Source organism: Comamonas sp. wu1-DMT, assembly GCF_040187805.1.
Taxonomy (GTDB): domain Bacteria; phylum Pseudomonadota; class Gammaproteobacteria; order Burkholderiales; family Burkholderiaceae_C; genus Comamonas; species Comamonas thiooxydans.
The window spans coordinates 16,439-43,004 of the sequence record NZ_JBANEM010000025.1 but is presented as its reverse complement, the minus strand read 5'-3'; the positions used below and the strand labels follow the sequence as shown (position 1 = coordinate 43,004).

Genomic DNA, 26,566 nt, shown 5'->3' with positions numbered 1-26,566 from the left:
ACAGCCTCTGCTTATGCCCGGCTCCATCCATTAATTCCTCCCGGCGACCCAGCCCACAAGAGATACTTGACGATCCGCGTCCTGCGACAATTCGCCTCGCGTGCGGCCCGTTCCATTTCAATCAATGCCACGGCCCCGACCGTCGCCCCCGAGCAGCTGATCGGCTCCCACGCTGACACATCCACCGCCCATGGTTCTCGATCCCTTCACCCTGCTCGTCCTCTCCGCGGCCATGGCCGCAGCCTCGGCGCTGTACCTGGCTGCAGAATGGAGCAGCGTTCGCGAACGCTCGCTGCTGCTCTGGAGCGCGGGGTTTGCGATCATCGCCGTGGGCAGCGTGCTGGCCCTGCTGCGCTCCAGTGGCTATGTACTGTTCGGCATCTGGTTCCCGAACGGCTTGCTGATCGTCGCCCACTGGCTGTTCCTGGCTGGCGTTGCCGGATTCACGCGCACCCGGCTGCCGCACACCTGGTGGCTGCTGGCCGTCGTCTGGCTGGCAATGCTGCTTCTGCCCGACGGGCCCTGGTGGTCCAAGGCGATGCTGGGCGTCCAGTCCCTGATGATTGCCGTCATCACCTTGCGCGCCGGCCTGCTGCTTCGCCCCCATGGCGCAGCCCTGAGTGTGGGTGCGGCGCAGCTGCGCTTCGTCTTGCTGGCACACGGCCTGTTCTACCTCGCCAAGGCCTGCTCGGCCGTGGCACCGGACGCCTTCGTCAACCTGGCCAGTTTCCGAGGCGCGGTGATACTGGTTTCCCTGGTGGAAGGCGTGATGGCGATCATGCTGCTCGCGATGTCCATGACCGGCACCGAGCGCCATCGCCGTGAAGAGCGTATCGCGCAGATCGCCGCCCGCGACCCACTGACCGCCCTGGACAACCGCCGAGCGCTCTATCTGCGCGCACCTGAGCTGCTGCGGCAGGCCTCGCCGGCCAGCCCCGGCGCCCTGCTGCTGATCGACATTGACCACTTCAAGCAGGTCAACGACCTGCACGGTCACGATGCCGGCGACCGCCTTCTGGTGACCCTGAGCGACCTCATCCGCAGCTTGCTGCCCCACGGCGCACAGGCAGCGCGGCTGGGCGGGGACGAATTCGTGATTCTGCTGCGCAGTGTCTCCGGTGCCGCCGCACAGGCGTTTGGGCAAAACCTGCGTGAGTCGTTCGCGCAGCAGGCGCGCGCCATGTTCGCAACGCCGGAGCCAGTGTCCCTGAGCATCGGTGCGACCTTGTTCGACCAGCCCGAGACCGAGCTGTCACATTGGCTCAAGCGGGCCGACGAAGCCCTCTATGCATCAAAGCGCAAGGGCCGGGACCGGATGGAGCTCGCCCCGCTTCCGCCAGGGCGGCCGCAATGATGCTCCCATGGCCTCGGCAGGAGCCAGTGCGACGGCCCGGATGTACTTCACCTTCGGCGGTGCCCTGGCCCCGTTGTCGTCACCGTGATGCTTCTCAGAGGCTAGGTATGTCTGCTTCTGGCAGGCTGCGGCTGTCGCGCCCCTGCCAGATCCTGCCATTGATGCGCATGCCTGCACAGCCGAATGCTGTGCGCAGCGGCAGACGCAGCAACTGAGAGTCGGTCACTTTTCAGACGTTGAAGCGGAAGCCTAAATGGCCATCGGCCGGGAAGCCTCGTCCCTGCTGGCTCTCCACGGCAAAAGAGGCGTGGCGAGGCTCTGGCACCCTCAGGAAGCCCCCCTTGATTGCGTGGGGGTATCGCATGCAGTCACGGAATCATAAACCAGCCCAGCCCGGCATGCGAAGCCAAGGGCGCAGACCGCAAGACTAGGACATGAGCTAGACCGCATTGTTGCCCGACAAATCAAAGCGGCTCGGGTGAGATGCATGGCGTTGGGCCCATGGCCCTATTTTCTGGAGCAAACGCCATGCACGTCCCCCCGCCCCACTCCCTGACCAAGGAATTCGCTACCCCCTCTGCCCTGATGCTGGACCCCCGCCTGACGCCCTTGGACCGCAACGGCTGGCAGGTATTGAACATGCTCAAAGGGACGGATGGCCTGACCACGAGGCGAGCGGAGGTCCGCGGTCGCCGAAAAGCAAGGGTGCAGGGGGAATAAAGGCCCCGCTACCGCCGCCGCGAGGCTGGGATGCCGAGTGGGCATCAATGGTTCGCTACACCGGAGCTCGCCGGTTTGGTGTTGGGCTGCTTCTGCGCTCCAATCCGGTCCGCGCGCCCTCTATTAATTGGTCCCCGCACAGCCCGGTCTAGCAGACGCCTCATTGCATCAGCATGACGCTCAAGGCCGACGCTCGTGAGCGCGGGATTGTGCGCCCAGATCCTGGCTCGTGCTGGAGACGCACGCACGAAAACTCATGGTCGGCGCCTGCGTGCTACGTGCGCCAGTCAAACCCCGGGCTTTGCGCGAACCATTCCAGGGCTTGCTCCCGTAGTGCAACCGCAAGCGGCGTGTCGCAACGACCGCGTGGCTGAGCAAGCACGATGTGTTGCAGAGGCAATGGGTCGGCTATAGGGCGGATCGCCAGCGCTTGCCCATCATAGCTGTGATCTCCAAATGGCCTGGTATACGCAACTGCTACGCCGAATCCGTTGGCGACCAGGCCGCGCTGCAGCTCGAAGGAATACGTTCTGCTGACGTTCTGGGGCTGCAACCCATGGAAGCGGAACAGATCAAGAAAGTGCTGCGAGCTGTAGGCTTGCTCTGTCAGTACCAGCGGATATTCGCAGAGCTGCTTCAGGCTGACTTCGCTGTGGCGCGCGAGTGGGTGTTCGATCGGCAATAGCGCATGGGCCGGTAACTCGCAAAGTACTGTGCTTTGGATGCAATCAGGCAACCCAAGGTCGTAGCTCAGCGCTGCATCCAGGTTGCCATTGCTCAGTTGCTTGCTGATCTGGTCGAAGCCATATTCACGAATCGTCACCTCGATACGCGGATGTCGCTCTTTGAGCCCGCGCAGCAATTTGGGCAAGCAATACGGCGCCAGATCCTCAAAACAGGCAAGTGTGAGTTCGCCTGCCAGCGTGTCGTCGTCGTTGGCGAGGTTCTCCAGTTCACGCACGTTCGCCACAATCTGCTGGGCTTTCTCCATAGCCAGGCGACCAAAGGGCGTCAACGTCACACCCTGGCCGCGCTGCCGGACGAACAGTACCTGTCCTAGGTGCTCTTCCAGCTCGTTGAGTGCGGCTGAAACCGCCGGCTGCGACACGTTTAGACGCTCGGCCGCCTGGGTGATATTGCCGTGCCGGGCGACTCCCAGGGCACAGCGGATATGGCGCAAGGTAATCTTCATAAGGAATTCCGAGGAGCCTGATCGGAATATATTATTTTATTTTAGGTGATGCCTGGGGAATAGTCCGGCTGTGGCCGCCGTGATCATGGTGACCGTAACGCAGGAGTCCCTATGAACACGACTGTTACCCCTCTGGTTTCGGCCTCGGATATCGCGGCGTTCCAACGCGACGGTGCGATCTGTCTACGTGGCGCGTTCAAGGATTGGATCAGGTTGATCGCTGACGGCATCGAACGCAATCAACGCGAGCCTGGTCCTTACGCCACCAACGTCGTCGCCACCGGCGAGCCCGGTGGTTTCTTCGATGATTACTGCAATTGGGAACGCATTCCCGAGTTCTCCACCATCGTCCGCGAATCGCCGGCCGCCGCCATTGCTGCGTCGGTCATGCAGTCGCCACGCGCCCAGTTCTTTCACGACCATGTCCTGGTCAAGGAGCCGGGGACTCAGAAGCCGACACCCTGGCATCAGGACATTCCCTACTACTTTGTGGACGGCGAACAAACCGTCAGCCTGTGGATTCCGGTCGACCCGGTACGCGAGGCGACCTTGCGCCTGATCGCAGGCTCCCATTTGTGGGAACAGTGGGTACTGCCTCTGCGATGGAAGGACGACAGCAACTTCTACGACGACGTGAGTCGCTATCGACCGGTGCCCGATCCAGATGTGGAGCCTGGGATGCAGGTACTGGAGTGGGAAATGGAGCCGGGGGACGCGGTGTTGTTCGACTTCCGCACCGTACACGGCGCTCGCGGAAACCTCAGCCCGGCCCGCCGACGCGTGCTGTCCCTGCGCTGGCTCGGCGAGGACGCACGCTACGCCGAACGCCCCGGCCGGACTTCGCCGCCATACCCCGACCACGGCATGCAAGCGGGGCAGCGTCTCAGGGAAGATTGGTTCCCGCAAATCTGGCCTACCGCCTGACCGCTTTACCTACAAACGACAAGAGCCTGGCAGCGTCTCAGCCGACGACCAGGCCGACCATCATTGCTGAGGAGACAACCATGTCGTGCCCAACGATCTTGCCTGAAATACATGAATTGATGCCGCCCATGGTCGCGCTGCGACAGCATCTGCATGCCCATCCAGAACTGAGCTACGAAGAATTCGAAACCAGCCGCCTGGTGGCCGAGAAGCTGCGAGGCTGGGGCTACGATGTCCACCACGGATTGGCCGGCACGGAGGTCGTTGCCACGCTGCGCAAGGGCCGTGGTAGCCGAACCATCGGTCTGCGCGCAGACATGGATGCGTTGCCTATCGTTGAAACCAGTGGCCTGCCGTATGCGAGCCGGCATGACGGGAAAATGCACTCCTGTGGCCATGACGGGCATACCGCGATGCTGCTGGCTGCGGGTCAATGCCTGGCTAAGAACGTCGACTTCGACGGCACAGTCCGCCTGATCTTCCAGCCTGCCGAGGAAGGACACGTGGGCGCGCGGAAGATGATCGAGGATGGCCTGTTCGAGTTGTTTCCTTGTGATGCGGTGTTCGCTATGCACAACTGGCCTGGATTGCCCGTAGGCAAGTTCGGATTCCTTGCGGGGCCGTTCATGGCCTGTGCCGACACAGTCACCATCCGCATCAACGGCCGCGGTGGCCATGGCGCCATGCCCCAGGACACGGTGGACCCGGTGGTGGCTGCGGCCTCCCTGGTCATGGTGTTGCAGACTGTGGTCGCACGCAACCTGCCTCCCTTGGACATGGGGGTCGTCGGTGTTGGCTCCATCCATGGCGGCAACAGCTCGACGGTTGTGCCGACCTATGTCGAGCTGGCTGTGACGATTCGAGCCTTGAAGGAAACGACCCGCCAGCTGTTGCTGCAACGCATCGAAGCGCTAGCTCACGCACAGGCCGAGTCATTCGGTGCGACCGCCGACGTCTCGGTCAGCCCCAACGCCTTCCCGGTGCTCTACAACCACCCGCAGGAAACCGCCCTGGCGCGCTCGGTAGCCCTGGAGTGGCTAGGCGAGGAAGGACTGGTCGCCGGCATGCAGCCGATGACGTGCAGCGAGGACTTCTCCTTCATGCTGCAGGCCTGTTCTGGCTGCTACTTGATCATGGGCAATGGTGAAGGAACTGAGGGGGGCTGCCTGCTGCACAACCCCGACTATGACTTCAACGACGCGAGCCTGCCCTATGGCGCCAGCTACTGGGTGAAGTTGGTGAGCGCCTATCTCGATCCGGCTTACTGATCCAAGCCTCTGGATGTCGTTCCGGTCGGGCCATCCCAGGTCCGGCCGCTCGTGGATGCGTATCCCTTGTCTGCAAGGAGAATGTCATGGCCTTTCTTTCGCAATCCTTGGCGCCGGTTGCGGCGTCGCATATGAGTGTTTCTCGCCGGCGGGTGATCGTCGGCACCACCATTGGCAATGCCCTGGAGTTCTTCGACTTCACGGTGTTCAGCTTTCTGATGCTGTTCATTGGACCGTTGTTTTTCCCTGCCGCCTCCAGCTACGGCCAGTTGCTGCTGACCACCGCCACTTTTGGCGTGGGGTTCCTCATGCGCCCGGTGGGCGCGTTGCTGATTGGCTCCTATGCCGACCGCTTCGGCCGCCGCTCGGCCATGACCCTGACGCTGTTCATGATGGGGTTGGGTTGCGGCATGATGGCGCTGACACCAACCCACGCCCAGATCGGCATGGTCGCGCCGCTGGTCATCGTGCTGGCGCGCCTGATTCAGGGCTTCGCGGCTGGCGGCGAGGTAGGCGCGGCGACCACCTTGCTGGTCGAACATGCACCGGCTTCACAGCGCGGGTTTTACGCCAGCTGGCAGTTCGGCAGCCAGTCCCTGGGGATATTCCTTGGCGCGATCATGGTTGCCGCGCTCGTAGAAGGCCTCAGTCAGCAGGCGATGAACGAGTGGGGGTGGCGGGTGCCGTTCTTCATCGGCATGCTCACCGCCCCTGTGGGCTGGTACATTCGCCGACGCCTGGAGGACACGCTTGTAATCGGTTTGTCGACCAGTCGCAGCCAACAGGCCAGAGCGCGCGCGGCAAGCAGCAGTCCGCTGCGCGAGCTGTTCGGCTGGCACAAGCTGACGCTCCTCAAGAGCGTGCTGCTGATGTTGGGGGCCATGGTCTCGACGCAGATCATCGCCTTCTACATGCCGGCCTATGCCGCCAGGGTGCTGGGCCTTCCAACCACCTCAAGCCTGCTCGCCAGCGTGGTGGTGGGAGCGGTCTGCTTCCTCCTGTCGCCGCTAGTGGGCTGGCTGTCCGATCGCTGCGGACGCAAGCGGGTGATCTGCATCTCGCGGCTGTTGACGCTGGTGGTGATCGTGCCTTGCTTCCAATGGCTGAACGCAGGCCCCAGTCTGCACAACCTGCTGCTGATCATCGGCCTGCTGTCGCTGCTGTTGACCCTGCAGACGGTACCCGGCATTACCATGCTGCCCGAGATGTTCCCGAAGTCGGTGCGCACCACCGGTATGGCGGCGGCCTATGGCATCGGCGTTTCGGTGTTTGGTGGCTTCGCCCAGTTCTTCGTCACCTGGCTGTTGCAGGTGACACAGCAGCCGCTGGCTCCGGCCTGGTACATGATGGTGACCGTGGCCATGTCCACCGTGGTCTTGCTATGGATTCGCGACCGCACCGGTGAGGACATCGACGGAGGGGCTAATCAGGTGGGTAGCTGATCTATTGGGGCGTGGAACTGAAGGGCATTCAGCTCCACGCCGGTTAGGATGAAGCTATGTGGCCCGGTAGCTGAAGCTGGCTTCTGGGTACGTCACTCCGTTGGCCTGCAGTAGACTGGCCTGATACGAACAATCAGGAATCCGTTCTACATCGAGGCCTGTATCAGCGAATTGCAGGAGCGTGGAAGTTGGTCGAGAGCCGTTTCAGTGCCCATTCCATGGTGGAGGGAAAGCTGCTGCGTGAAGTCGTACAGGCGGCCTCACTCAGAGCGGTTGACACGACCCGGTGAACCAAGGGTTTGCGGTTGAGACGAGACGCGAAGCCGCAGACAGTCAAGAACTACGACAAGGCGAAGCAACGACGTATCAAGGGCTGTATCAGTGGCTCTTGGCGAAGGCTGACACATTGGCGCGGTGAGTCGGCCGCGACAGCAGCTTTGCAGAAGTTGCTGACAGAGTGGAAGCTCAGGCCTGCACTGAACCGGACAGGGTCTGGCCGCGAGGTTCTAGAAAATACTTGAGCGGAGGGGCTTGAAACCGTAAGCCTACGGCAGTTTCCGTTCCTGGATACCGATAGCTCAGCTCGAAGCCTTGGTCAGTTGCTGCAGCTCAAGTTGCCTGGCAGCACTGGCTTCGAGGTTTGCACGCTCTTCATCCAGATAGCGATAAATGCTTTTGAGGTCGGCGATTTTCTGTCTGATCTCCGCCATCTTCTTTTCAATGAGCTTGGCGCCGTCAGCACAATCGATCGTCTTGTTCCGCTGTGCATCCAGAATCTGCCCTATCTCCCCCAGCGAAAAACCCATGCTTTGCGCGCGCTGGATGAAGTTCAGATCCTGCAGAGTTTGGGCAGTGTAGACGCGATAGTTGTTGGTTCGTCGCGTCGGCGAGATCAGGCCGATTTGCTCGTAGTAACGCAAAGTATGGCGGCTGGCGCCGCTGCGGGTCTCAAGTTCGCCGATTCTCATGAAAATACTGCTTGACTATAGAGTTAGGTCGACACTCTACATTTGATTTCTCACCTTACCAAGGAGCAGGAGAATGAGCGTGGAGTGCTTTGTCACGGGAGGGACCGGTTTCATCGGTCAACATTTGCTGGCGAGCCTGAGTGCCAAGGGTCACACCGTCCGAGTGTTGATGCGTCACCCAGAGCGACTGGCTGCACTGCGAGAGCAAGTCGACAATCTGGGAGGGATTGCAACCCGGATATTTGCCGTTGCTGGCGACCTTGAGCGCGACAACCTCGGACTGAGTCCTGCCGACCAAGCAGTGCTAAGGCAGGCCAGAGTCGTATTCCACTTGGGTGCCCACTTCGCTTGGGGGCTTTCATTGGAGCATTCTCGTTCGGTCAATGTAGAAGGGGCAAAGCGCGTGGCGCTGCTGGCGGCTGCGCAAAAGAGCCGCCTGGTGATGATCGGCGGCTACATGCTGAAGAATCATGAACATCTGCTGCGCATCGGAATTGACCCTCGTCATCCGGAGCTGACGAACTGGCCTGCCGTCTACCGGCACGTCGGTGCTTACGAAGCGAGCAAGCTGGAGGCGCACTTTGCGACCCTGCAGCTCATGTCCGCCAGGGGCGGGGAAGTTACCGTAGTTCACCCCGCGACGGTCTGCGGCCACAGCCGTACCGGGCATATCCTTGACGGTCAGCCGCTGGTGGCACTAATACGCAATCTTGCGCAGGGAAAGCTGGCTGCAGTGCCCGGTAGCGCCGAGCATTGGCTCCCGCTGGTCACCGTTGATTACCTGGTCGAGTTGGTGGCGGCTTGTGCTTTCGATCTCGCCATGGTGGGCAAGGAACTGCTGGCACTCGATGACCAAAGCCCCAACTTGCGGGAGCTCCTGGGACAGGTGGCACAACCCATGGGCCTGAAGCCTCCCAGGCATCACATTTCCCTGCGATTGCTGAAGCTGCTGCTGAGTATTCCTCCCGTCGCGCGGTTCTTGAACACAGACGCCGAAGCCTTGGACTTTATCCAGACCACTCGCTTTGATACAGCGGCGGTCGAGCAATTTGCCAACAGGCATGGAATAGCCAAACCGGATATACGCCAGTCATTGCGGCACACTGCAATGTTCGTCAACTCATATTGCGTAGCCAAGGACAAGGCCGCCTGACTTATCCACTGGGGCACCAGACAACATCAAGATCCGAGGTGGTCGTACGAAGCAGGACAGCGCGGTCTCGGGCATGCCGCAGATGTGCGCTTGCAAATGCCCACAAGGGTCTGCTGCACCATTTCGGCACACACGAAAGCAGTCATCCAAATGATGTCGGACATGACAACAGATCACATGGCCGGTCTGGGATGGAATCGATATTCAAGGCCGACCGACAAGACGGTTATCGGCAAGAGAGTTCATCCCCGCGGCAAATTGGATGCACACCCACGACAGCGGCCATAAAGCGTAATTTCATGGCTGTCTACCAGAAAGCCAGGTGGCGCCATAGGTGCTCTCAAATTCGGACTCGGTCACCAGAAGGTCAGCGAGAACAACCCGTTTGACTATGTGAATCGTGGCTCCATCTGGTTGGAAACGCAATGCAACGTCCGACTTCAACGGTCCGCGCGAAGCCTCCTGGCAACTCAAGTACGACATGGACCTGAACTCCGTCGCCCCCCTGAATTGAGCGCGGCCTACACCAGAGGCTCCGACGCCGTGTACGCTAGCCATCTCGGCTATTCGGCAACCAATGGCAAGCACTGGCTCAATCCCCAAAGCACGCATTCGACGCGAACGACACATCAGCCGGCGACCGCTTTCAGGGCATGAGTGAAATGGAGGTCTTGGTCATAAGCCGTCGCCGGAGGCCGGCGAAACTGGCGCTCAGCGCAGGTATCGGATAGCGGTGAGGAGGCACATGCAACCGAGGGGGTCGCGAGCGATCTTCATCCGAAATGAGAGAAGATGACCCACCCCCGCCTGGGAATTACGATCAAGCCAGACTCATGCCCAGTTGCATAGAAGGAGCCTGGCTCTCTCAAGGCCTCATTGATATCGCGTTCCATTTCGGAGGGAATATCCGAGCACCCCTCGTTCATACCGGTCAGCCAGCCGTTTCGAACTATTTCGTCCTTCGGCTCAATGTAGGGTGTTTCCTTCCAGTCACTGTATTCACGAGCTTTATGCCGCCTAGCCTGCTTGGCGTCTCTTAAAGCATCAAGCCCGTTCGCGCGAATGTGTTCCAGCGATAGTCCATCCATTTTGTAGATAGCTGCTCCGCAACCTTCACTGAAGCCGCCGCTGTCCTCGATAAACAGTAGTTCTTCAATCTCGATCGCCTGAGGTAGGTAGCCTTCGTACCAGTAGCTGTTGAAGCTTGCACAGCCTCGGGTTACAAGGAGGAAAGCAGCCACAATTGAAAGTGCCATCAAACTGAGCTTCATTGCGCCTCTCATATCGCCCTGGGGTAACCCTTCAGTCAAGCCGACCTGCATTCTGCCGTCGGCTTACCTAGTCCGTTAGACACTCCATGTCCGTATCCTTGTACCTGGCCGATCAGGCCAATCTCCAGACGCCTTGCAGCGATATATCGCCGGTCACCTTCAATGACGACGGCTACTACTGGTTCCTTTACCGCTACTTTGAATCAGCAAACCTCGAACGCCACAAAGGTGAGCTGATTGATCTTTACGGTGGCGGTGTCATCGAAGGTTATCAACTGCATCGCCTTCGCACCGAGCTCGAGCAAGCAATGCAGGATGTCGCGCATAAGCCGGACTCCTGGCTGGTTCTCGTTGGCTGGCAGGGCGAGAGCGTTTCCGTCCAGACTGAAGACTGGCGCAAAGTCGAAAAGCTCGAAGTGCTTCACGTCATCACTTCGCTCCTCGCACTCATCTTGTCAAGCTCCCCTACGCGAAAGATTGTCTGCGATGGAGACTGAAGCGCCTAACGTCGAACATCAATAACTGTCTGCATTGGGCTGAACTGCGACTGTCGCAGTCTGGCCAGGAGCTGACGTTCGTGAATGCCTGTTCCCAGAGCATGAACTTCACGCCTCTGTTGACTCAGTTTCCAGTGAACGAGCTTCTGCAACGGAAACCTGCATGTACGCGGATGCCAAAGGCGCTCCGCGTGGACACGACCCAATCCGGCGCTATGCCGTGGGAAATCGCTCCGCGATGTCTTCGAGTGGCATCCGCAGTGCGTTGGTCAGATAGCTGACTGTTCGATAGAAACCTGCCAGCATCAGGAGTTCCATCAAGGCGTTCTCGGGGAAGGTGGCACTGAGGCTCGCCCAGAGTTGGTCGTCGATATCGCAGTGCGAGTGCAGTGCATCACAGACGCGAATCAGCAGTTTCTCCTCGTCGCTCCAGCAGGCATCTGCTGCCGAGCCGAGAACGGTCGAGCGAACCTGCTCGTGAGTGAGTTCGGCCAGCTTCGCAAAGCCGGTTACGTGGACCCCCCATTCGTATTCAGAGCGACACAGGGCCGTCGTGCGGTCAATTACGATTTCCCTTTGCCGTATTGTCAAATGACCGCGATCCAGCAGACTGCCGGAGAAGAACTTCCTGGCCAGACGAGGATCGCGGGCCAAGGTCGCGAAAAGCCATAGCGGCGGGCGGCCCTTCATGGTCTTGTCGATGCGCTCCGCAATATCGGACTCAAAGGGGGGGTTGTGCGGGGGCGATGCGTGCTGTCATGTATTGCCTTCCAAAAAGTGCAGGTTGAAGCAACCGCCAACCGGTGCCCCTAACCTGAGGTTCAGGCTATATTGCGTGCTGTATAAAGTAAAGCACACGTATGACACCCGTTATTGACAAACCAGTCCGAGGCTCCAAGTCAGGACGACCCCTCATGGTCGTCCTGGATCTGCTAGGAAGACGGACTACGCTGCGGATTCTTTGGGAGTTGCAGTCCGGCTCGCTGACGTTCCGCGCTTTGCTGGACGCTTGCGAGACAAACACCCGTCTATTGAACATTCGACTCGGCGAACTGCGTGAGGTGGGCTTGGTGGATCATGCGGAGGGGGGTTACCGGCTCACGGAAGAAGGCAGGAAGCTGGGAAGTGCCCTCAAACCCCTGACACAGTGGGCCGATCAATGGGGGCATCGGATGCGAGATCAGACCAAAGCCGACGCTGCGGCCTCTGATTCTGCCGACTAAACTGTGGATTTTCCTCAGATTTCGTGCAGGTAAAGGAAGGCATCCTCTGCGCATCTAGCACTGAACCTGCTCTTTTGGAACTCCGCTTAGGAACTGCAGACATCGGCTGCCAAAGCGCTGAGGCGGTGAGGCGGTGACCAGCCCCAAGCAGCAACCTGAGAGAAAGCCATCCAGGTCAGCCCCCCGGCCGAACGCTCCATTCACTTGCGACCCCGAAATCAGGCGCAGGACGATTTGGCGCTCACATCGAATGTCTGCTCCAGGAATTCATGACGCCCGCAGCCTTTCGGCCATGAGCCAGCCTGAAGGGTCTGAAACGAAGGATTTCCTATCAAGCCAGCGTGAACATGCTCGCGGCTTATTGAACCCACAGCACCTCGAACCGCTGTCGGACCGGAGCGAGCTGTACCGACACCTCATCACCTTCGCACTTACCCAGCATAGCCCTGCTCAAGGGGGCTTTGCTGCTGATGACCTGGATGAGTTCAGCGCCGTTGAGCAACTTCATGTTCCCCCCATCCGGGCCGAGAAAGATCTGTTGTTGCTTGTCGTCTGAATCCACCAGGCAGATCAGTGCGCCGAGCTGTATACCTTGGCTGGCGTTGTAGGGCTGCGGGCGGAACTGGCGCCAATTGGCCATCGCTTGGCGGATGGCTTCCGCGCGACGAGCTTGGCCAGCAGCCAGGTAGGCAGCTTCGAGACCCAATGTGTCGTATTTGTTTTCGGCGATATTTTCCTCATGAGTCGCCGCTTCATGAGCGACCCTCGCTGCCTGCTCGACTTGCAGAAGGTCTTCGGCCAGCCGTTTCAGCACCAGTTGCTGCAACAACAATTTATCCATAACGAAAGGTAGACATCTCGAACAAGTTGGGGGCCTTGATTATGAAGGCCCCTCCCCCTTTCGACGCTTCCATTGGCTACAGGTCAATGGCTTGCCTGCACCTGCTTGCAAGGTTTGCGTTGCTCACCAGCAGTCATTGGTATCGCCAATGCTGAAAGGCGGCCAGCAGAAGCGGTCTTTAATAACCCCATTGCGAACAACTACTCAAAATCTAATGAACCAGAACCCTTCAATCTGCAGAGAGGGAATCAAATCTATCGTCTCCGAGCAGAGACATGACCGCTTCGCGCAGCCATCGGTGGGACAGTGATGGGTCCCAACGTGCATGCCAGGCGATGGAGTACATGCGGTTTGGGACTTCAGCCGGCATGTTCACAATGGCAAGGTCGAACTGACGAGCCAGAATCTGGGCAACACGCATCGGCAAAGTGATGACCGCATCGCTGCCGCGCATGACGAATGGCGCCAGCGACATGGCCGAGATGAACAAGGGAAGCTTGCGCTTTGGCAGAGCTTGTTGCTTGAGCAGTTCGTCCACGTCGTTGTCGCGCCCCAGCATGTTGGCCGTGCTGATGAACCGCATCTGCGCAAGGTCCGCCAGCCCGAGCTTTCTGCCGGCGAGGGGGTGATCGCGCCTCATCAGGCACACGCGCTTTTCTTCAAACAGCGGTACAAAGGTGGTATTACTCGCCTGCCGGTCGAAACGACCAATAGCGAGGTCAATCGCACCGGTTTCGAGCTCCTCAACGGGCGTAACATCGCCGTATGTCGGGACAAAGGAGGCAGTAGCCTGAGGCGCCTCGAACTCGAGGAAGGTGTGCAGCGCCGGTGCCAACAGCAGTTCGATGGCACTGGTAGTACCGATCTTGAAAACCTGGGTGGACTCACGCGGGGTGAAGCCTCCCCCCTCCAGCAGCGCCTTGTCGACGGCTTCCAGTGCCCGCCGCACAGATTCACGGAGCCTGCGAGCCAGAGCTGTGGGTTCCAGCTTTCCACGCACTCTCACGAACAATGGGTCTGACAGCTCCTCTCTCAGTCGGGCGAGATCGCGGCTGACCGCCGGCTGCGTGCGCGCGAGCCGATCCGCAGTCTTGGTGACATTGCCGGTTTCCATCAGGGACTCGAAGACCAGCAACAGGTTCAAGTCAAAGCGCCTGAGTGACAGAAGATCCATTTCAGCCTTTTCGCAATCAGCCCCAACCACCCGTATTACGCAGCGATTGCGCTTGGCACATGGGCCATCTGCCAGTAGTGAGCATCTGCCATGACTATACCCAAATAGGTATATATGGGCTCGAAAATATGATTTCCCATGGAGATTCATGCCCACCATACTTCGCCGAAAGTCCAACGCTGCAGATGCAGCACGGCCTATTCACAAACCACAGACGGAGACAGACATGAACAGCATCTACAAGGCATTCCAGGTCCTAGTGCCGGTGATTGCAGCGTCCATGGCAGGTGCAGCGCCTGCGCAGGACGTTTATCCGGCCAAGCCTATTCGATTGATCGTCCCGCTTCCCCCAGGTGGTGGCACCGACGGAATCGCCCGAGTCTGGAGCGACTATGTTTCACGCACGCTGGGAACCCCAGTCGTGGTGGAAAACCGCGCGGGCGTCAACGGATCGCTGGCTGCGGCCTATGTCGCCAGCCAGCCGGCAGACGGCTACACCATCTTGCTCGGCACACAGTCCAATCTAGCGCTCAACCGCTTCTCCTACGGCAAGCTGAACTACGACCCGGACCAGAGCTTCGAGGGAGTAGGCATCCTGGCGACCACGCCGCAAATCCTGCTGGCCAGCACCACGCTGCCCGCCAACAGCATTGCCGATCTGGTCAAGCTGGCAAAGGCGTCTCCAGGCAAGTACTCCTACAGCTCAGCAGGTAAGGGAAACTCCACGCACCTAAACATGGAAGTGATCGCCAGGCACTTTCAAGTGAACCTGCTGAATGTGCCCTACAAAGGCAGTGGCGCCGCCTTGCTCGCTACCGTCGCCGGCGAGACTCCCCTGACCAGCGCCGTGGTGTTCTCTGCCATGCCCTTCATCAAAGACAAGAAGGTCAAGCCCCTGGTGATCTTCGGCGACCGACGGCTGGCGGAGCTGCCGGGCGTGCCCACGCTGGCCGAGGTCGGTATCGCCAAGTCCGTCGGTGGTGGCTGGTACGGGCTCGTCGTGCCCAAGGGAACGCCCGATGCCATCGTCCAGAAGCTCAATGCCGTGACTACGAAAATGTGGGCGGATCAGGACGCCCACCGCAAGCTGAACACCTTGTACATGGTTGAGCCCTCGGACAAGACGCCAGCCGCAGTCCGAAATGCTGCGCTGCAGGATGCCGAGCAATGGGGTCCGCTGATCAAGTCCCTGAATCTCAGCGTGCAATGACACTGCATATTGAACTGAGGCCGGGGCGCATGGCGTGCCCGGCATCGCCTGATGGATGGAGATCTGCATGAGTGCAACACAATTTTTCCCGCTAGTAGACGTGGCCGGCGATGCCTACGAGCGCGGCCGCCAGCATGGGCGTGCCGTCCCCGAACGCATTGCCGCTGGCGCGATGCTATACCGCGCACAGCTTAGCCACCGGGGGCTGGATAGTGCAACCATCGATACCCTCGCACGATCGATGGTGCCGCAAATCCAGGCATTTGACGAAACCTACCTGGAAGAGATGCGCGGCATTGCCGACGGAGCCGGAACGACCCTCGAAGACATCCTGACGATCAACTGCCGCACGGAGATGCTGTATGGCTTTGCGCGAATGCAGGACGATACGATGCGTCACGAGGAGATGGAGGACGGCGATTGCACCGGGTTGGTGGTACTGCCCAGGCGCTCGGCCACGGGCCGGCTGATCCATGCACACAACTGGGACTGGCGCCAAGAGTGCGGCGACACCTGCATCGTCCTGCGCATTCGCAGCAAGAACGGGCCGGATATCCTGAGCTTCACGGAAGCCGGAGCACTGGCGAGGCACGGCCTGAACAGTAACGGCATGTCCCTGACCGGGAATGCGATGTCCTGTCACAAGGATTTCCAGAACGGCCCGGGTGCGCCGGTGGTGCTACTGCGCCGACGGCTCCTGGAGGCCACTAACCTGGCGCACGCGATGCGCGCAGTCTATGGTGCTCAGCGCTACTGCTCCAGCAACATGATCCTGGCGCAAAGCAGTGCCGACGATGGCTGCGGCATCAGCCTGGAGGCAGCCCCGGACGAGGTCTACCCGATGCTGCCGCAGGCCGATGTGCTTGTCCATGCCAACCACTGGCTGTCGCCCGTCGCGCTGATCCGGTTGAAGGATCCGGGGCTGGCAGCGAGGCCGGACAGCCTGTACCGGCAGCACCGCGTCGAAACCGCACTGCGCGCCATCGAGGGCCGGGGCGTCAGCTGGGACGATATCCGCTCGATCCTGGCGGATGACTTCGGTTACCCCGACGGGGTGCTGAGAAGCCCCAAGCCGGGCGATTTCAGCAGTATTTCCGCAACCGTCGCCACGACATTGATGGATGCTGCCAACGGCGTCATGTGGGTGGCGCGCAAGCCCTACGAGGGAAGGGAGTTCCAGGAGTATGCACTCTAGGATCACGCCCTTGGCACCCGCAGGTGAGACCCAATCCATGTACCTCAGCGTCTTTGACATTTTCAAGATCGGCATCGGCCCCTCCAGCTCGCACACGGTCGGCCCCATGAAGGCCGCACGCATGTTCGCCCACAAACTGGAAAGGGAAAACATGCTCGGTCGTATCCATCGCATCCGATGCGAACTCTACGGATCGCTGGGAGCGACCGGGAAAGGCCATGGCTCGGATACCGCTGTACTCCTGGGTCTGTGCGGTCACGAGCCGGAGAGCATCGATGTCGACAGTGCACCCGGACTGATTCAGCGCGTTCGCGCCAGCGGCACGCTCGCTGTCGGAGGAAAGCACCACATTGCATACATAGAGAAAACGGACCTGCTGTTCATCGCCGGCAAGGCCCTTCCGCTCCACGCCAATGGCCTGCGGTTGCTTGCATTCGATGCGGACGAGCAAGAACTCTCCGCGCAAACCTATTATTCGATCGGTGGCGGCTTCGTTATCGACGAGCAAGGTCTGCGGGATACATCCTCCGACACCGAGCCCCCCGTGCCCTTCAACTCCGGCGCGGACTTGCTGGCGGCCACATCGCGGCTTCAATGCAGCATCGCCGGCATCATGCACCTCAATGAGCTCCAGCTTCGGCCGGAGCGGGAAACCGTCAGCGGCCTGATGGCTATATGGGCGGTGATGCAGTCCTGCATCGAGCGCGGCTGCCGGTCCGATGGAGTGTTGCCTGGCGGCCTCCAGGTAAGAAGGCGGGCACCCGATTTTTTTTCGTGCCCTGGCAGCCTCGGTTGAAGTAGATCCCTTTGTGCGGATGGATTGGGTGAATCTATTCGCTCTGGCAGTGAACGAGGAGAATGCGGCGGGTGGCCGAGTGGTGACGGCTCCCACGAACGGTGCCGCCGGCATTATCCCGGCCGTGCTGAGTTACCACATGCGATTCAACCCTGGGGCCACCGACCGATGCGTGGTGGACTTTCTGCTTACCGCAGCGGCCATCGGCATTCTCTACAAGAAGAATGCCTCGATCTCGGGCGCGGAAGTGGGCTGCCAGGGCGAGGTTGGCGTGGCTTGCTCCATGGCTGCGGCCGCGCTGTGCGCCGTGATGGGAGGCACCCCAAAGCAAGTCGAGAATGCTGCGGAGATCGGCATGGAACATCACCTCGGCCTGACCTGCGACCCGGTGGGAGGCCTTGTGCAGATCCCCTGCATCGAACGCAATGCAATCGCTTCGGTCAAAGCCATCAATGCGGCCCGCATGGCGCTTCGCGGAGACGGCTCACACCATGTGAGCCTAGACAAGGTCATCAAGACCATGAGAGAAACCGGTGCAGACATGAAGACCAAGTACAAGGAAACAGCGCGAGGTGGCCTGGCGGTCAACGTGGTCGCCTGCTGAGTCGTCAGTAAGCGAAAAACTCAATAGGCGCAGCGCAATCGAGATAGGAAAGTCTGTGCTCTATGGCGTGCGTACCAAGCACTCAGTCAGCAGATCCACCAGACTCTTCTTGAGCGATTGAGGTATCAGCAAGCCAATTACGGCCAGGGGACGGGGCCCGCACCTGTAGCCAACTAGCTTGAACAAAGGGCTGAACCCCATTTGGCGCCACCGCATGCGTGGCTCGCAAATATTCGAACAGCATGGGCAGAGAGCGAGTGATCAGAAGTGAGGGCTCCGGGAGATGTTCACAAGACTCGAACAGATGCTCGAACACTGCCTCTCCTACGTGGTGATTGTGCCCAGCCATTGGTATCGCAGGTGCTGAACGACAGCAAGCAGCTGTGGATTCAACCGGTCGATGCAGGTGTAGATCAGCCGGAATCCCGCTTCCGGTCGAACGCAGCCGGTCGCGACTTGTCAATCATGCCGGCACAGATAGTCAGGTCAACTGCAATACGCAGCGGGAGGCACTCTGTGCAGCAGAGTTGACCAATATCTGTACCTGGCACTTGACCAGCAGTTGCCAAACTGAGCTCCCATGGACTGCATTGAACAAATACACTGCTTCTCACCCTGCTTCGGGCGATAACGGACTCCAAGGCCTTGCCTCAAGCAGATTCCGGATATCGGCTTCAAACGCTACTCAATAGAACTACCAAGGAGACCTCAATGAACCGTCGACTGATACTCGCCTCAATTGCTGCCGTAGGTGCGCTCACCACCATGGCAACCGCTCGCGCAGAAGCAGCTTTCCCGCAAAAACCCATTACCTTTGTCGTTCCGTATCTGGCTGGTGGAACAACCGATCTTGTGGCGCGTGTCGTAGGCGAGCACATGGCACGCACGCTGGGCCAGGCTGTGGTGATCGAGAACAAGCCTGGTGCCGGAGGCAATATCGGCATGGATGTCGTGGCAAAGTCCAAGCCCGACGGCTACACGATCGGTTTCGGAGCCATCTCCACCAATGCGCTCAACCCGCACATCTACAAATCGATGGCGTTTGACCCTCGCAAGGATTTCACGGCGGTTTCCATGCTGGGCTACTCCACCATCGTGCTGGAAGTGGGCAAGAGCTTCCCGGCAAACAATGTGCAGGAGTTCATCGCCTACATCAAAGCGAACCCTGGCTTTCAGTACGGTACTGCCGGCGCCGGAACCAGCATGCACCTGGCTGGCGTGATGTTTGCGCAAATGGCTGGCCTTGATACTGTCCATGTGCCCTATAAAGGCAGCGTACCGGGTATTACCGACATGCTTGGCGGCCACCTACCCGCCATGTTTGATAACCTGCCCGCGTCCCTGCCGCACATCCAGGCAGGCAAGCTCAAAGCGCTGGCCGTGGCTGGTAGCGAGCGCAGTCCATCGTTACCCAATGTGCCGACAATCGCGGAGAGCGGACTCAAAGGCTACGCAGTCGATCCATGGTTCGGCGTATATGGCCCAGCCAAGCTCGATCCCGCCATCACAGCCAAACTCAATACAGCCATCAACCAGGCCCTGAGCGATCCCGCCGTCAAGGACAAGCTGGTGCAGGCCGGATTCACCCCCAAGGGGTCTGCGGCACAAGCCTTCGAAGCGCTGACACAGTCCGAATACAAACGACTGGGCGATGTTGCACGCAAGGCCCAGATGCAGGTCAACTGACGACACGGCCTCCAGACGCCTGGCAACAGGGGGCCGAAGCCGGGCCTCTAAGCACCTCGACACGCTACAAGGCAAAAGGTTTTCCGCAAAGTAGCCGAGATAACCATCCGGACGAATGCGCAGACCATCCAGGGATGGTTTTGTCTTCCGCGAGGAAACCGCGGATAAACAAGTTGTTGGCACTGGTCTGGGTATCGCCCCATACGCGCGAGCCAAATAGCCAGGCAGTCGGCTCCGAGGACAAAGCGCCGCTCAAGACAGACGGCGCTCCAAAACTGATGTTGGTGCCGGAGGCCGCTCAGGCAGCGGACCGCAATCGGCAGCCATAAGTCCGTAGCGTTGATCAATCCAGAGAAGGCGGTTCTCGACCAAGGCCACTTCTCTTTTTTTGAACCTCAACGAGTGAGTTCCGCAAAGCTATGCAAAGGCGATCAGCGCACCTCCTGCATTGCTCGATAGGCCAGCTCAAAGCGGGGGTCCAGCATGGCACCTACATTGCAGCGCGACCAAGGCGATGTCTGGCTCGGATCGAGGTTGAAAACATGGCCCGGGGCCATGGTGACTTTGTGGGCGAGCAAGCGCTCGGCCAGACGCACGGCATCGGGATTGCCGGGGAACGTGGCCCAGAGGTAAAGCGATTGAGGGTTACGCACAAACACCTCGCAGTTGTGCATCTCCAACCAATCCAGCGCCTGCTGCGTTGCCTTACCCAAACGCTGGCGCAAGCGCACGAGATGCCGCTCGTAGTGGCCTTCGCGGAGCATCACATCGACCATGCGCTCGCAGTATTCGGACCCGCTCACATGGATCAGCGATCGCAAATCTGCCAGGTCGCTGGCTAAAGCATCGCCGCAGGCGATGAATCCCACGCGAAGGGCTGCAGAAAACGACTTGGAGAAACTGCCTATATAAATCGTGCGCTCCAGCTGATCCAGCGTGGACAAACGCACTGACGAGGTCGGTTTGAAATCGGCCAATGGGTCGTTCTCTACCAGCAAGAGGTTATGCCGCTCTGCAAGCTGCAGGACGCGGTAGGCCTTGGCAGCGCTGATGTCTGAGCCAGTGGGGTTGTGCGCCACAGACTGGGTGAAAAACAGACGCGGGCGCTCAGTCAACAGTAGTTGCTCCAGCGTCTGGACATCGGGTCCATCGGCTTGCCTGGGGACTCCCAGCACGCGCGCTCCTGCCAGCTTGAGCTTGCCGAACAGCAAATAGTAGCCAGGATCGTCTACCAGCACCGTCGCGCCAGGCGGAACGAAGTAGCGAATCACCAGATCCATGGCTTCATTCGCACCTTGGGTCAGGACCAGTTGCTGAGGTGTGACTCCCAGGCCGAACACGCCCAGCTTGCGCACCAGGCTGTCGCGCAGCGGCGCATAGCCAAAGCGGCTGCCATAGCGAAACAAAGACCCCAGTCCGGTTCGCACCACTTTCTGGTGATAGCGATCCATGCGCATATCGGCCAGCCACTCTATGGGCGGAAATCCATCGCCAACCGCGACAGCATCCGGCTGGGTCTTGAGTTGCTCGCGCATCAACCAGACCACATCCATCGCACGGTTGAGCTGGCCTGCGTCCTCATCCTGAGGTGCATGGCGTGCCTGCGCTTGAACATAGAACCCAGAGCCGCGCCGGGACTCCACCAGACCGCGTGAGACCAAAAGATCAAAGGCTGCCACCACGGTGTTTTTGGCGTAGCTGTGCAAATGCGCCAGCTCACGCAAGGACGGCAGCTTGTCCCCTGCACGATACACGCCATCGGTTATTTGCTGCCCTATCAAATCAGCCAAACGCTCTGCAATAGGGGCCTGACGCTTGCTACCACCCGCCATTCAAGTCTCCTGGATCGTGAGCCGCCAGTATGTATGCAGATGGGTCCAATGTTGCATTGCGGCAGTACTGTTCTTGCAAACTGTACCTGTATTAAAAGGTACAGTTTGAATAAATTCTCGGCCAACCGTCCCCTTGTATTGATATCCAGATTTGGATTTGTAGGAGTTTTCATGGCCGTCGATTCGCGTCTTCCCAATTTCCGAGCTCTCACCCCCGCACAGCGCTGGGAGCATGTCGCCACCGCATGCAATCTCAGTGCCGAAGAGCGCAATCTACTGACCCAGGCGGGCGCCCTGCCCGCCACCTTGGCTGACGGCATGATCGAGAATGTGGTGGGCACGTTCGAGCTCCCCATGGGCGTCGCAGGCAACTTCCGCATCAACGGCCGCGATGTACTGATTCCGCTCGCAGTGGAAGAGCCTTCCATCATTGCAGCTGCATCGTATATGGCCAAGCTGGCCCGTGAGGATGGAGGCTTTGAAACATCGAGCACCTTGCCGCTGATGCGTGCGCAGGTGCAAATCGTCGGCATCAGCGATCCCTATGGTGCAAGACTGGCGTTGTTCAAGGCCCGCGATGAGATCCTCGCGCAAGCCAATAGTCGAGACAAGGTGCTGATCAGCCTGGGCGGTGGCTGCAAGGACATCGAAATCCACGTCTTCCCCGATTCTCCACGCGGCCCTATGGTCGTGATGCACTTGATCGTGGACGTGCGCGACGCCATGGGTGCCAACACCGTGAACACCATGGCCGAATCAGTCTCGCCACTGGTGGAGAAAATTACTGGTGGTTCGGTGCGCCTGCGCATTCTCTCGAACCTGGCAGACCTGCGCCTGGCCCGTGCTCGTGTACGCCTGACACCGCAAACCTTGGCCACCAAAGAGCGCAGCGGCGAAGCAATTATTGAAGGCGTGCTCGACGCCTACACTTTCGCCGCCATTGACCCCTACCGCGCCGCCACCCACAACAAGGGCATCATGAACGGCATCGACCCCGTCATCGTCGCTACAGGCAACGATTGGCGCGCGGTCGAAGCCGGTGCCCATGCCTATGCCAGCCGCAACGGCCAATACACCTCGCTGACGCACTGGGAAAAAGACAATGCCGGCGCTTTGGTGGGAACCATCGAGCTGCCCATGCCCGTGGGCTTGGTGGGCGGGGCCACCAAGACCCATCCACTGGCGCGCCTGGCGCTCAAGATCATGGAGGTGAAGTCTGCCCAGGAACTGGGCGAGATTGCCGCTGCCGTGGGTCTGGCCCAGAACCTGGGTGCTTTGCGCGCGCTGGCCACCGAAGGCATTCAGCGCGGCCATATGGCACTTCATGCTCGCAATATTGCGCTGGTCGCAGGAGCCGTGGGTGAAGAAGTAGAGATCGTCGCCAAGCGCCTGGCTACCGAGCATGACGTGCGCACCGATCGCGCACTGGAAGTGCTGCAAGAAATTCGCGCCCAGCGCTAAGCATCCTCAGCCTCGCCAGGCACATCCGGGCGAGGCTTTTCTTACCCGAAACGGGAACAACAACAAGCAAGGAGACAAGGCTATGAGTTCCGACAAGCAAGCCTCGCACTGGCAACTCGCTGAGGTCTGGGGTGATACCGTTGACCTCAAGCACCTGAGCTGGTCCATCCTGATCGGCATCGGCATCAGCGTGCTCGGCTTTTTTGCAGCCAGCCGTTGGCTGAGCTCGGTGGTCGAATCCAAACAGCTGGCTCATGCCTACGCCATGCTCGCTGGCTTGGCCGGCTGTGTGCTCGCTGGCGTTATTTGCGCCCGCATCTTCCCTCCCAAACGTGTGGTGACCGAAGAAGACATCTCCAGCAACCCTGAATGGCGTGCCGAAGTGCTGCGTGAGCTGGAGCAGCAGCCCGGTGGTCTGGGTTCTGTGTCTGACCTGCCCCCAGTCGTGGTGCAGGAGCTCAAGGAACTCAAGCTCTATGAGCTTTTCGTCACGCCCGGCACATCCAGAAGCCGTGATGGCCAGTAACCCAAGGAGTACACGGCATGGATCCTCAACTCATTGAACAAATCGGCGTCGCTGCGGGCATGGGCCTGATCGGCGCCATCGTCTTTGCTGCAATCGGACTGGTTTCCGGCACCGACGAAACCACGACACTGGCACCACTCACCCTGCTTGTCGTTTTGCTCGGCGTTCCGCCTGCAGGCGTCTTTACCTTCTTTCTGGCTGGTGCCGTTGCCAAGCACATGACCCATGCCGTTCCGACAGCGCTGCTGGGTATCCCCGGAGATACACTCGCCACGCCTTTGCTGCAGGATGCAGACTTGCTGCGCAAGCTTGGCGTGCCGCATATTGCCTTGCGCAAAATGGTCTCGGGCGCCATCGTCGCGGCCTTTGTTGCCGTGCCGCTGGCGGTGCTGTTTGCCGTGATGTTGGCGCCGTTCGGCTCGACCATTACCAAGACTGCACCCTGGATTTTTCTGGCCGCAGCCGTGCTGATTGCTTATTTCTCCAAAGGCCGCTGGGGGGCAATTGCTTTGCTCGTGCCTTTTGTGGTGGTGATTCTGGCGCTGCAGGCACTGACTGCCAAGTACGACACCAAGCTCAGCATCAGCTACTTCCTGGGCATCGCCATTGGACCTCTGGTTGCCGATCTTTTTACCGTCATGGCGCCCGCAGGCCGCAAGAGCATGTTGCGCGACAAGGTTCGCCAGTTCAACCTGGCTCCTGATGTCAAAGGTTGGTCGGGCTATTTCCCCAACCCGCTCAAGGTGCTGGATAGAACCCAGACCCGTTGGACGTTAACGACTGCCGCCATTTCCAGCGCAACCTTTGTATTCAGCCCTGTGGCCATGACCGTGGTGCTGGGCGAGTTGGTGGGCTCTCGCATCAAACACGCTTATCACCGCCTGACCACGGTGCTCAGCGCTCGTAACGGCGTGACAGAAGCCACCTATATTGCCGAAGCGCTGATCCCGCTAATCGCCTTTGGCTTGCCCTTGAGTCCTGTGGCTGCCGGCCCTGCCGCACCGTTGTTCAATGCACCTCCACGCTTTACGGTGGATGCTGCTACGGGCCAGACCCACAATCTGCACAACCTGCTGAGCCACTGGGAGTTTCTGGGCTACGGCATGTTGTCGGTGTTGCTTGCCGCAGTGGTGTCCTATCCGTTTGCAATGAACTACGCGCGCCGTGCTGCAATGTTTGTATCGCGCAAAGTCAGCCACGAAGCCATCATTGCCACCTTTGTCGGCCTGATCATCGTGATCAGCGTCTGGGAAGGCGGTCTGCTAGTGATCTTGACCATGGGCCTCATGGGTGGCCTGCTCTCCCGTACCTTCGGCTTCAACACCGGCGTGCAGTTCATGGGCTATTACACAGCCGTGCTCAGCGTTCCTGCGCTGCTCAAGCTGTTCTGAAAGCGAGAGCAGCAATGTCGAATGCACCAGAGCGCCGGGTCAAGATCGTGGAAGTCGGGCCACGCGACGGCCTGCAAAACGAAAAGCTGCCTGTGCCATTGCATGCCAAGGTCGAGCTGATCAACCAGCTCAGCCGCGCAGGCCTGCGCTTTATAGAAGCGGCTTCGTTTGTGTCGCCCAAATGGGTTCCGCAAATGGCCGGCAGCGCCGAAGTGATGACCTTGATCGAACGTAGCCCTGGAGTTTGCTACAGCGCATTGACGCCCAATCTGCAAGGACTGGAAGCTGCTCTGACTGCTCGCTGTGACGAGGTGGCGGTCTTTGGTGCGGCTTCGGAAACCTTCTCGCAACGCAATATCAATTGCAGCATTGCGCAGAGTCTGGATCGCTTCAGACCTGTGGTGAAGAGGGCGCTGGAGACCGGTGTCCCTGTGCGTGGCTATGTGTCCTGCGTGTTGGGTTGCCCCTATGAAGGTGATATTGCTGCAGAGGCGGTCTTGCAGGTTGCGCAAGAGCTTTTGGCCATGGGGTGCCATGAGATTTCTCTGGGCGATACGATTGGCCGCGGCTCGCCCAAGTCCACACGCAAGCTGTTGGAAGTCTGCCTCAGGGACCTTCCCAGCGCGCGCCTGGCGGGCCATTTTCACGATACCTATGGTATGGCGGAAGCCAATGTCTGCACTTCGCTGGAGATGGGACTGCGCATTTTCGACAGCTCTGTGGCGGGCCTGGGCGGCTGCCCCTATGCCCAAGGAGCTTCAGGCAATCTGGCCACCGAAAAGCTGGTCCATGCCTTGCATGCAATGGGCTATGAAACCGGCGTAGATATGTCCAGGGTTCAAGCTGCAGGTCGCTATATCCGACAAGTGTTGAGCGATTTGCATGGCCAGCAAGCGGTACAGCACTGAAACCTGCGCTCTACATAAACACCAGCGCAAAAAGGCCTTGAGATCTCAAATCTCTCGGCCTTTTTCTTTGAAGGCGTCAACGCCCGCTGTCAGAGCAAGTCTCGACCTCTGCACGCAAGTCTGCCATGCGCTGCAGCAGTCGTTGGTGTCTCTGAGATGAATTGCCTCGCCCCGCCAGAAGCACTCACCAGAGAGAAGGCCTTCAAGGACTGCTCCTGGCCAAACTGCGACTGTCTCTGTTCGAACCAGCGCGAACATTGGTAGGTACTTTGCAGCCTTCAAGTTAAAGTGCAACTCAGTTCTGGATGAACGTCGCGGTACACCGATCGCCAACCAAGATTACAGGCCACTTCTGCAGGCGGCTAAGCTCAAACATCAGGCCACTCAAGATATGAAGCTAGGTTTTCACGCGAGCATCTGCGACGAGTCCACCCGAAGTCTCGCTGATGCACTTCGCCCGCTCTTTGACAAGCTATCTGAGCAACTCTCGGGCGAGTACGGCGGCCCAATGGAGCATCTTTGGATTGACGTAGAGTTGCTCGTAGGCTGGGCCAAGCCAGATGGCCACCCCCTACATACTTTTCGACTACAGAAGCGTGTCTCTGGCAGAGGCCATTTTGGTCTTCCAGCCATACCAGACAGGTTCAATGTTGGGCACTATAGCGTTCGACCAGATTTTTCGTTTTTGGCCACTCATTCAACTGAAGAGTCTGTATCGCACATAGTTCAACTCATTTATGAGTCTCTGGCGGCGCTCGAATCCAAGCGGCGCAGAGTTGGCGACTTCGACATTAGGCTACTTCGCGAACGCTTCGTGGATTCATGCAAAGAACTTGGCGTTTCGATTCAATCCAGCTAACCAGCCATCAAAGGTGCCGTCGCATTTCCGCGCAGTACCTGTGGCCTAACTGGCTGGTCAAGCCGAAACGC

22 protein-coding genes and 1 pseudogene are annotated in these 26,566 nt (G+C 59.4%); 16 read left to right on the top strand and 7 right to left on the bottom strand.

Features of this window, described 5'->3' with window-relative positions:
• The first annotated feature begins 190 nt into the window (after positions 1-190).
• Positions 191-1,354 carry a GGDEF domain-containing protein gene (locus V8Z78_RS24090; RefSeq protein ID WP_349732292.1) on the top strand — a complete coding sequence of 388 codons (1,164 nt, stop codon included), beginning with the start codon at positions 191-193 and terminating at the stop codon, positions 1,352-1,354.
• Between the two features lie 994 nt (positions 1,355-2,348).
• On the opposite strand, the gene V8Z78_RS24085 is transcribed toward V8Z78_RS24090, so the two are convergent.
• Positions 2,349-3,266, bottom strand: coding sequence for a LysR family transcriptional regulator (locus V8Z78_RS24085; RefSeq protein WP_349732291.1), 918 nt, complete (start codon positions 3,264-3,266; stop codon positions 2,349-2,351).
• A 111-nt stretch (positions 3,267-3,377) separates the two neighbouring features.
• Here V8Z78_RS24085 and V8Z78_RS24080 point away from each other — a divergent pair, with 111 nt between their 5' ends.
• The 3 genes from V8Z78_RS24080 to V8Z78_RS24070 all read left to right on the top strand — a co-directional run bounded on the left by V8Z78_RS24080 (position 3,378) and on the right by V8Z78_RS24070 (position 6,900).
• Positions 3,378-4,190, top strand: coding sequence for a phytanoyl-CoA dioxygenase family protein (locus tag V8Z78_RS24080; RefSeq protein ID WP_057092650.1), 813 nt, complete (start codon positions 3,378-3,380; stop codon positions 4,188-4,190).
• 80 nt (positions 4,191-4,270) lie between these two features.
• Positions 4,271-5,458, top strand: a complete 1,188-nt coding sequence (locus V8Z78_RS24075; protein ID WP_349732290.1) for a M20 aminoacylase family protein — start codon at positions 4,271-4,273, stop codon at positions 5,456-5,458.
• A gap of 86 nt (positions 5,459-5,544) precedes the next feature.
• On the top strand, positions 5,545-6,900 hold the full coding sequence (locus V8Z78_RS24070) for an MFS transporter (RefSeq protein WP_349732289.1): 1,356 nt from the start codon (positions 5,545-5,547) through the stop codon (positions 6,898-6,900).
• Between the two features lie 578 nt (positions 6,901-7,478).
• Here the strand turns inward: V8Z78_RS24070 and V8Z78_RS24065 are convergent.
• Positions 7,479-7,868: a MerR family transcriptional regulator gene (locus tag V8Z78_RS24065; RefSeq protein WP_003066563.1), complete on the bottom strand. Its 390-nt coding sequence runs from the start codon at positions 7,866-7,868 to the stop codon at positions 7,479-7,481.
• 73 nt (positions 7,869-7,941) lie between these two features.
• Here V8Z78_RS24065 and V8Z78_RS24060 point away from each other — a divergent pair, with 73 nt between their 5' ends.
• Both V8Z78_RS24060 and V8Z78_RS24055 read left to right on the top strand, forming a co-directional pair.
• Positions 7,942-9,021: an SDR family oxidoreductase gene (locus V8Z78_RS24060; protein WP_349732288.1), complete on the top strand. Its 1,080-nt coding sequence runs from the start codon at positions 7,942-7,944 to the stop codon at positions 9,019-9,021.
• 400 nt (positions 9,022-9,421) lie between these two features.
• Positions 9,422-9,535 carry an OprD family porin gene (locus tag V8Z78_RS24055; protein ID WP_231879699.1) on the top strand — a complete coding sequence of 38 codons (114 nt, stop codon included), beginning with the start codon at positions 9,422-9,424 and terminating at the stop codon, positions 9,533-9,535.
• Positions 9,536-9,794: 259 nt separating this feature from the next.
• On the opposite strand, the gene V8Z78_RS24050 is transcribed toward V8Z78_RS24055, so the two are convergent.
• Complete coding sequence (locus V8Z78_RS24050) at positions 9,795-10,292, bottom strand: hypothetical protein (RefSeq protein ID WP_349732287.1); 498 nt, start codon at positions 10,290-10,292, stop codon at positions 9,795-9,797.
• 86 nt (positions 10,293-10,378) lie between these two features.
• Here V8Z78_RS24050 and V8Z78_RS24045 point away from each other — a divergent pair, with 86 nt between their 5' ends.
• Positions 10,379-10,789: a hypothetical protein gene (locus V8Z78_RS24045; protein ID WP_349732286.1), complete on the top strand. Its 411-nt coding sequence runs from the start codon at positions 10,379-10,381 to the stop codon at positions 10,787-10,789.
• 213 nt (positions 10,790-11,002) lie between these two features.
• Here the strand turns inward: V8Z78_RS24045 and V8Z78_RS24040 are convergent, their stop codons facing one another.
• Positions 11,003-11,479 (bottom strand): carboxymuconolactone decarboxylase family protein, encoded by a 477-nt coding sequence (locus V8Z78_RS24040; protein ID WP_349732285.1) that lies wholly within the window; start codon positions 11,477-11,479, stop codon positions 11,003-11,005.
• 224 nt (positions 11,480-11,703) lie between these two features.
• Here V8Z78_RS24040 and V8Z78_RS24035 point away from each other — a divergent pair, with 224 nt between their 5' ends.
• Positions 11,704-12,012, top strand: a complete 309-nt coding sequence (locus tag V8Z78_RS24035; protein WP_003066572.1) for a winged helix-turn-helix transcriptional regulator — start codon at positions 11,704-11,706, stop codon at positions 12,010-12,012.
• Between the two features lie 358 nt (positions 12,013-12,370).
• Here the strand turns inward: V8Z78_RS24035 and V8Z78_RS24030 are convergent, their stop codons facing one another.
• Complete coding sequence (locus tag V8Z78_RS24030) at positions 12,371-12,853, bottom strand: GreA/GreB family elongation factor (protein WP_003066574.1); 483 nt, start codon at positions 12,851-12,853, stop codon at positions 12,371-12,373.
• A 229-nt stretch (positions 12,854-13,082) separates the two neighbouring features.
• On the bottom strand, positions 13,083-13,997 hold the full coding sequence (locus V8Z78_RS24025; protein ID WP_280008552.1) for a LysR family transcriptional regulator: 915 nt from the start codon (positions 13,995-13,997) through the stop codon (positions 13,083-13,085).
• 256 nt (positions 13,998-14,253) lie between these two features.
• Between V8Z78_RS24025 and V8Z78_RS24020 the strand changes: the two genes are divergently transcribed.
• The 4 genes and pseudogenes from V8Z78_RS24020 to V8Z78_RS24005 all read left to right on the top strand — a co-directional run bounded on the left by V8Z78_RS24020 (position 14,254) and on the right by V8Z78_RS24005 (position 19,518).
• Positions 14,254-15,237, top strand: a complete 984-nt coding sequence (locus V8Z78_RS24020; protein WP_003066578.1) for a Bug family tripartite tricarboxylate transporter substrate binding protein — start codon at positions 14,254-14,256, stop codon at positions 15,235-15,237.
• 67 nt (positions 15,238-15,304) lie between these two features.
• Positions 15,305-16,432: a C45 family autoproteolytic acyltransferase/hydrolase gene (locus V8Z78_RS24015; RefSeq protein WP_349732284.1), complete on the top strand. Its 1,128-nt coding sequence runs from the start codon at positions 15,305-15,307 to the stop codon at positions 16,430-16,432.
• A gap of 37 nt (positions 16,433-16,469) precedes the next feature.
• Positions 16,470-17,832, top strand: a pseudogene (locus tag V8Z78_RS24010) (L-serine ammonia-lyase).
• Positions 17,833-18,543: 711 nt separating this feature from the next.
• Positions 18,544-19,518, top strand: a complete 975-nt coding sequence (locus tag V8Z78_RS24005) for a Bug family tripartite tricarboxylate transporter substrate binding protein (protein ID WP_349732283.1) — start codon at positions 18,544-18,546, stop codon at positions 19,516-19,518.
• A 431-nt stretch (positions 19,519-19,949) separates the two neighbouring features.
• Here V8Z78_RS24005 and V8Z78_RS24000 read toward each other — a convergent pair whose 3' ends face one another.
• Positions 19,950-21,350, bottom strand: coding sequence for an aminotransferase-like domain-containing protein (locus V8Z78_RS24000; RefSeq protein WP_349732282.1), 1,401 nt, complete (start codon positions 21,348-21,350; stop codon positions 19,950-19,952).
• Between the two features lie 171 nt (positions 21,351-21,521).
• On the opposite strand from V8Z78_RS24000, the gene V8Z78_RS23995 reads away from it, so the two are divergent.
• From V8Z78_RS23995 to V8Z78_RS23980, 4 genes are all read left to right on the top strand, one after another.
• The gene (locus tag V8Z78_RS23995; protein ID WP_003066590.1) at positions 21,522-22,811 is read left to right on the top strand and encodes a hydroxymethylglutaryl-CoA reductase, degradative; all 1,290 of its coding nucleotides are present in this window, start codon (positions 21,522-21,524) and stop codon (positions 22,809-22,811) included.
• 82 nt (positions 22,812-22,893) lie between these two features.
• Complete coding sequence (locus V8Z78_RS23990) at positions 22,894-23,337, top strand: hypothetical protein (RefSeq protein ID WP_003066592.1); 444 nt, start codon at positions 22,894-22,896, stop codon at positions 23,335-23,337.
• Between the two features lie 17 nt (positions 23,338-23,354).
• Entirely contained in the window at positions 23,355-24,728 is a 1,374-nt protein-coding gene (locus V8Z78_RS23985; protein ID WP_349732281.1) for a tripartite tricarboxylate transporter permease, read from the top strand.
• A gap of 14 nt (positions 24,729-24,742) precedes the next feature.
• Positions 24,743-25,636: a hydroxymethylglutaryl-CoA lyase gene (locus V8Z78_RS23980; RefSeq protein ID WP_003066595.1), complete on the top strand. Its 894-nt coding sequence runs from the start codon at positions 24,743-24,745 to the stop codon at positions 25,634-25,636.
• The last annotated feature ends 930 nt before the right edge of the window (positions 25,637-26,566 follow it).

Bases quoted from the DNA above. Each gene is read 5' to 3' on its own strand.
- V8Z78_RS24090 (WP_349732292.1), top strand. From the start codon at position 191: ATGGTTCTCGATCCCTTCACCCTGCTCGTCCTCTCCGCGGCCATGGCC.
- V8Z78_RS24085 (WP_349732291.1), bottom strand. From the start codon at position 3,266: ATGAAGATTACCTTGCGCCATATCCGCTGTGCCCTGGGAGTCGCCCGG.
- V8Z78_RS24080 (WP_057092650.1), top strand. From the start codon at position 3,378: ATGAACACGACTGTTACCCCTCTGGTTTCGGCCTCGGATATCGCGGCG.
- V8Z78_RS24075 (WP_349732290.1), top strand. From the start codon at position 4,271: ATGTCGTGCCCAACGATCTTGCCTGAAATACATGAATTGATGCCGCCC.
- V8Z78_RS24070 (WP_349732289.1), top strand. From the start codon at position 5,545: ATGGCCTTTCTTTCGCAATCCTTGGCGCCGGTTGCGGCGTCGCATATG.
- V8Z78_RS24065 (WP_003066563.1), bottom strand. From the start codon at position 7,868: ATGAGAATCGGCGAACTTGAGACCCGCAGCGGCGCCAGCCGCCATACT.
- V8Z78_RS24060 (WP_349732288.1), top strand. From the start codon at position 7,942: ATGAGCGTGGAGTGCTTTGTCACGGGAGGGACCGGTTTCATCGGTCAA.
- V8Z78_RS24050 (WP_349732287.1), bottom strand. From the start codon at position 10,292: ATGAAGCTCAGTTTGATGGCACTTTCAATTGTGGCTGCTTTCCTCCTT.
- V8Z78_RS24045 (WP_349732286.1), top strand. From the start codon at position 10,379: ATGTCCGTATCCTTGTACCTGGCCGATCAGGCCAATCTCCAGACGCCT.
- V8Z78_RS24040 (WP_349732285.1), bottom strand. From the start codon at position 11,479: ATGAAGGGCCGCCCGCCGCTATGGCTTTTCGCGACCTTGGCCCGCGAT.
- V8Z78_RS24035 (WP_003066572.1), top strand. From the start codon at position 11,704: ATGGTCGTCCTGGATCTGCTAGGAAGACGGACTACGCTGCGGATTCTT.
- V8Z78_RS24030 (WP_003066574.1), bottom strand. From the start codon at position 12,853: ATGGATAAATTGTTGTTGCAGCAACTGGTGCTGAAACGGCTGGCCGAA.
- V8Z78_RS24020 (WP_003066578.1), top strand. From the start codon at position 14,254: ATGAACAGCATCTACAAGGCATTCCAGGTCCTAGTGCCGGTGATTGCA.
- V8Z78_RS24015 (WP_349732284.1), top strand. From the start codon at position 15,305: ATGAGTGCAACACAATTTTTCCCGCTAGTAGACGTGGCCGGCGATGCC.
- V8Z78_RS24005 (WP_349732283.1), top strand. From the start codon at position 18,544: ATGAACCGTCGACTGATACTCGCCTCAATTGCTGCCGTAGGTGCGCTC.
- V8Z78_RS24000 (WP_349732282.1), bottom strand. From the start codon at position 21,350: ATGGCGGGTGGTAGCAAGCGTCAGGCCCCTATTGCAGAGCGTTTGGCT.
- V8Z78_RS23995 (WP_003066590.1), top strand. From the start codon at position 21,522: ATGGCCGTCGATTCGCGTCTTCCCAATTTCCGAGCTCTCACCCCCGCA.
- V8Z78_RS23990 (WP_003066592.1), top strand. From the start codon at position 22,894: ATGAGTTCCGACAAGCAAGCCTCGCACTGGCAACTCGCTGAGGTCTGG.
- V8Z78_RS23985 (WP_349732281.1), top strand. From the start codon at position 23,355: ATGGATCCTCAACTCATTGAACAAATCGGCGTCGCTGCGGGCATGGGC.
- V8Z78_RS23980 (WP_003066595.1), top strand. From the start codon at position 24,743: ATGTCGAATGCACCAGAGCGCCGGGTCAAGATCGTGGAAGTCGGGCCA.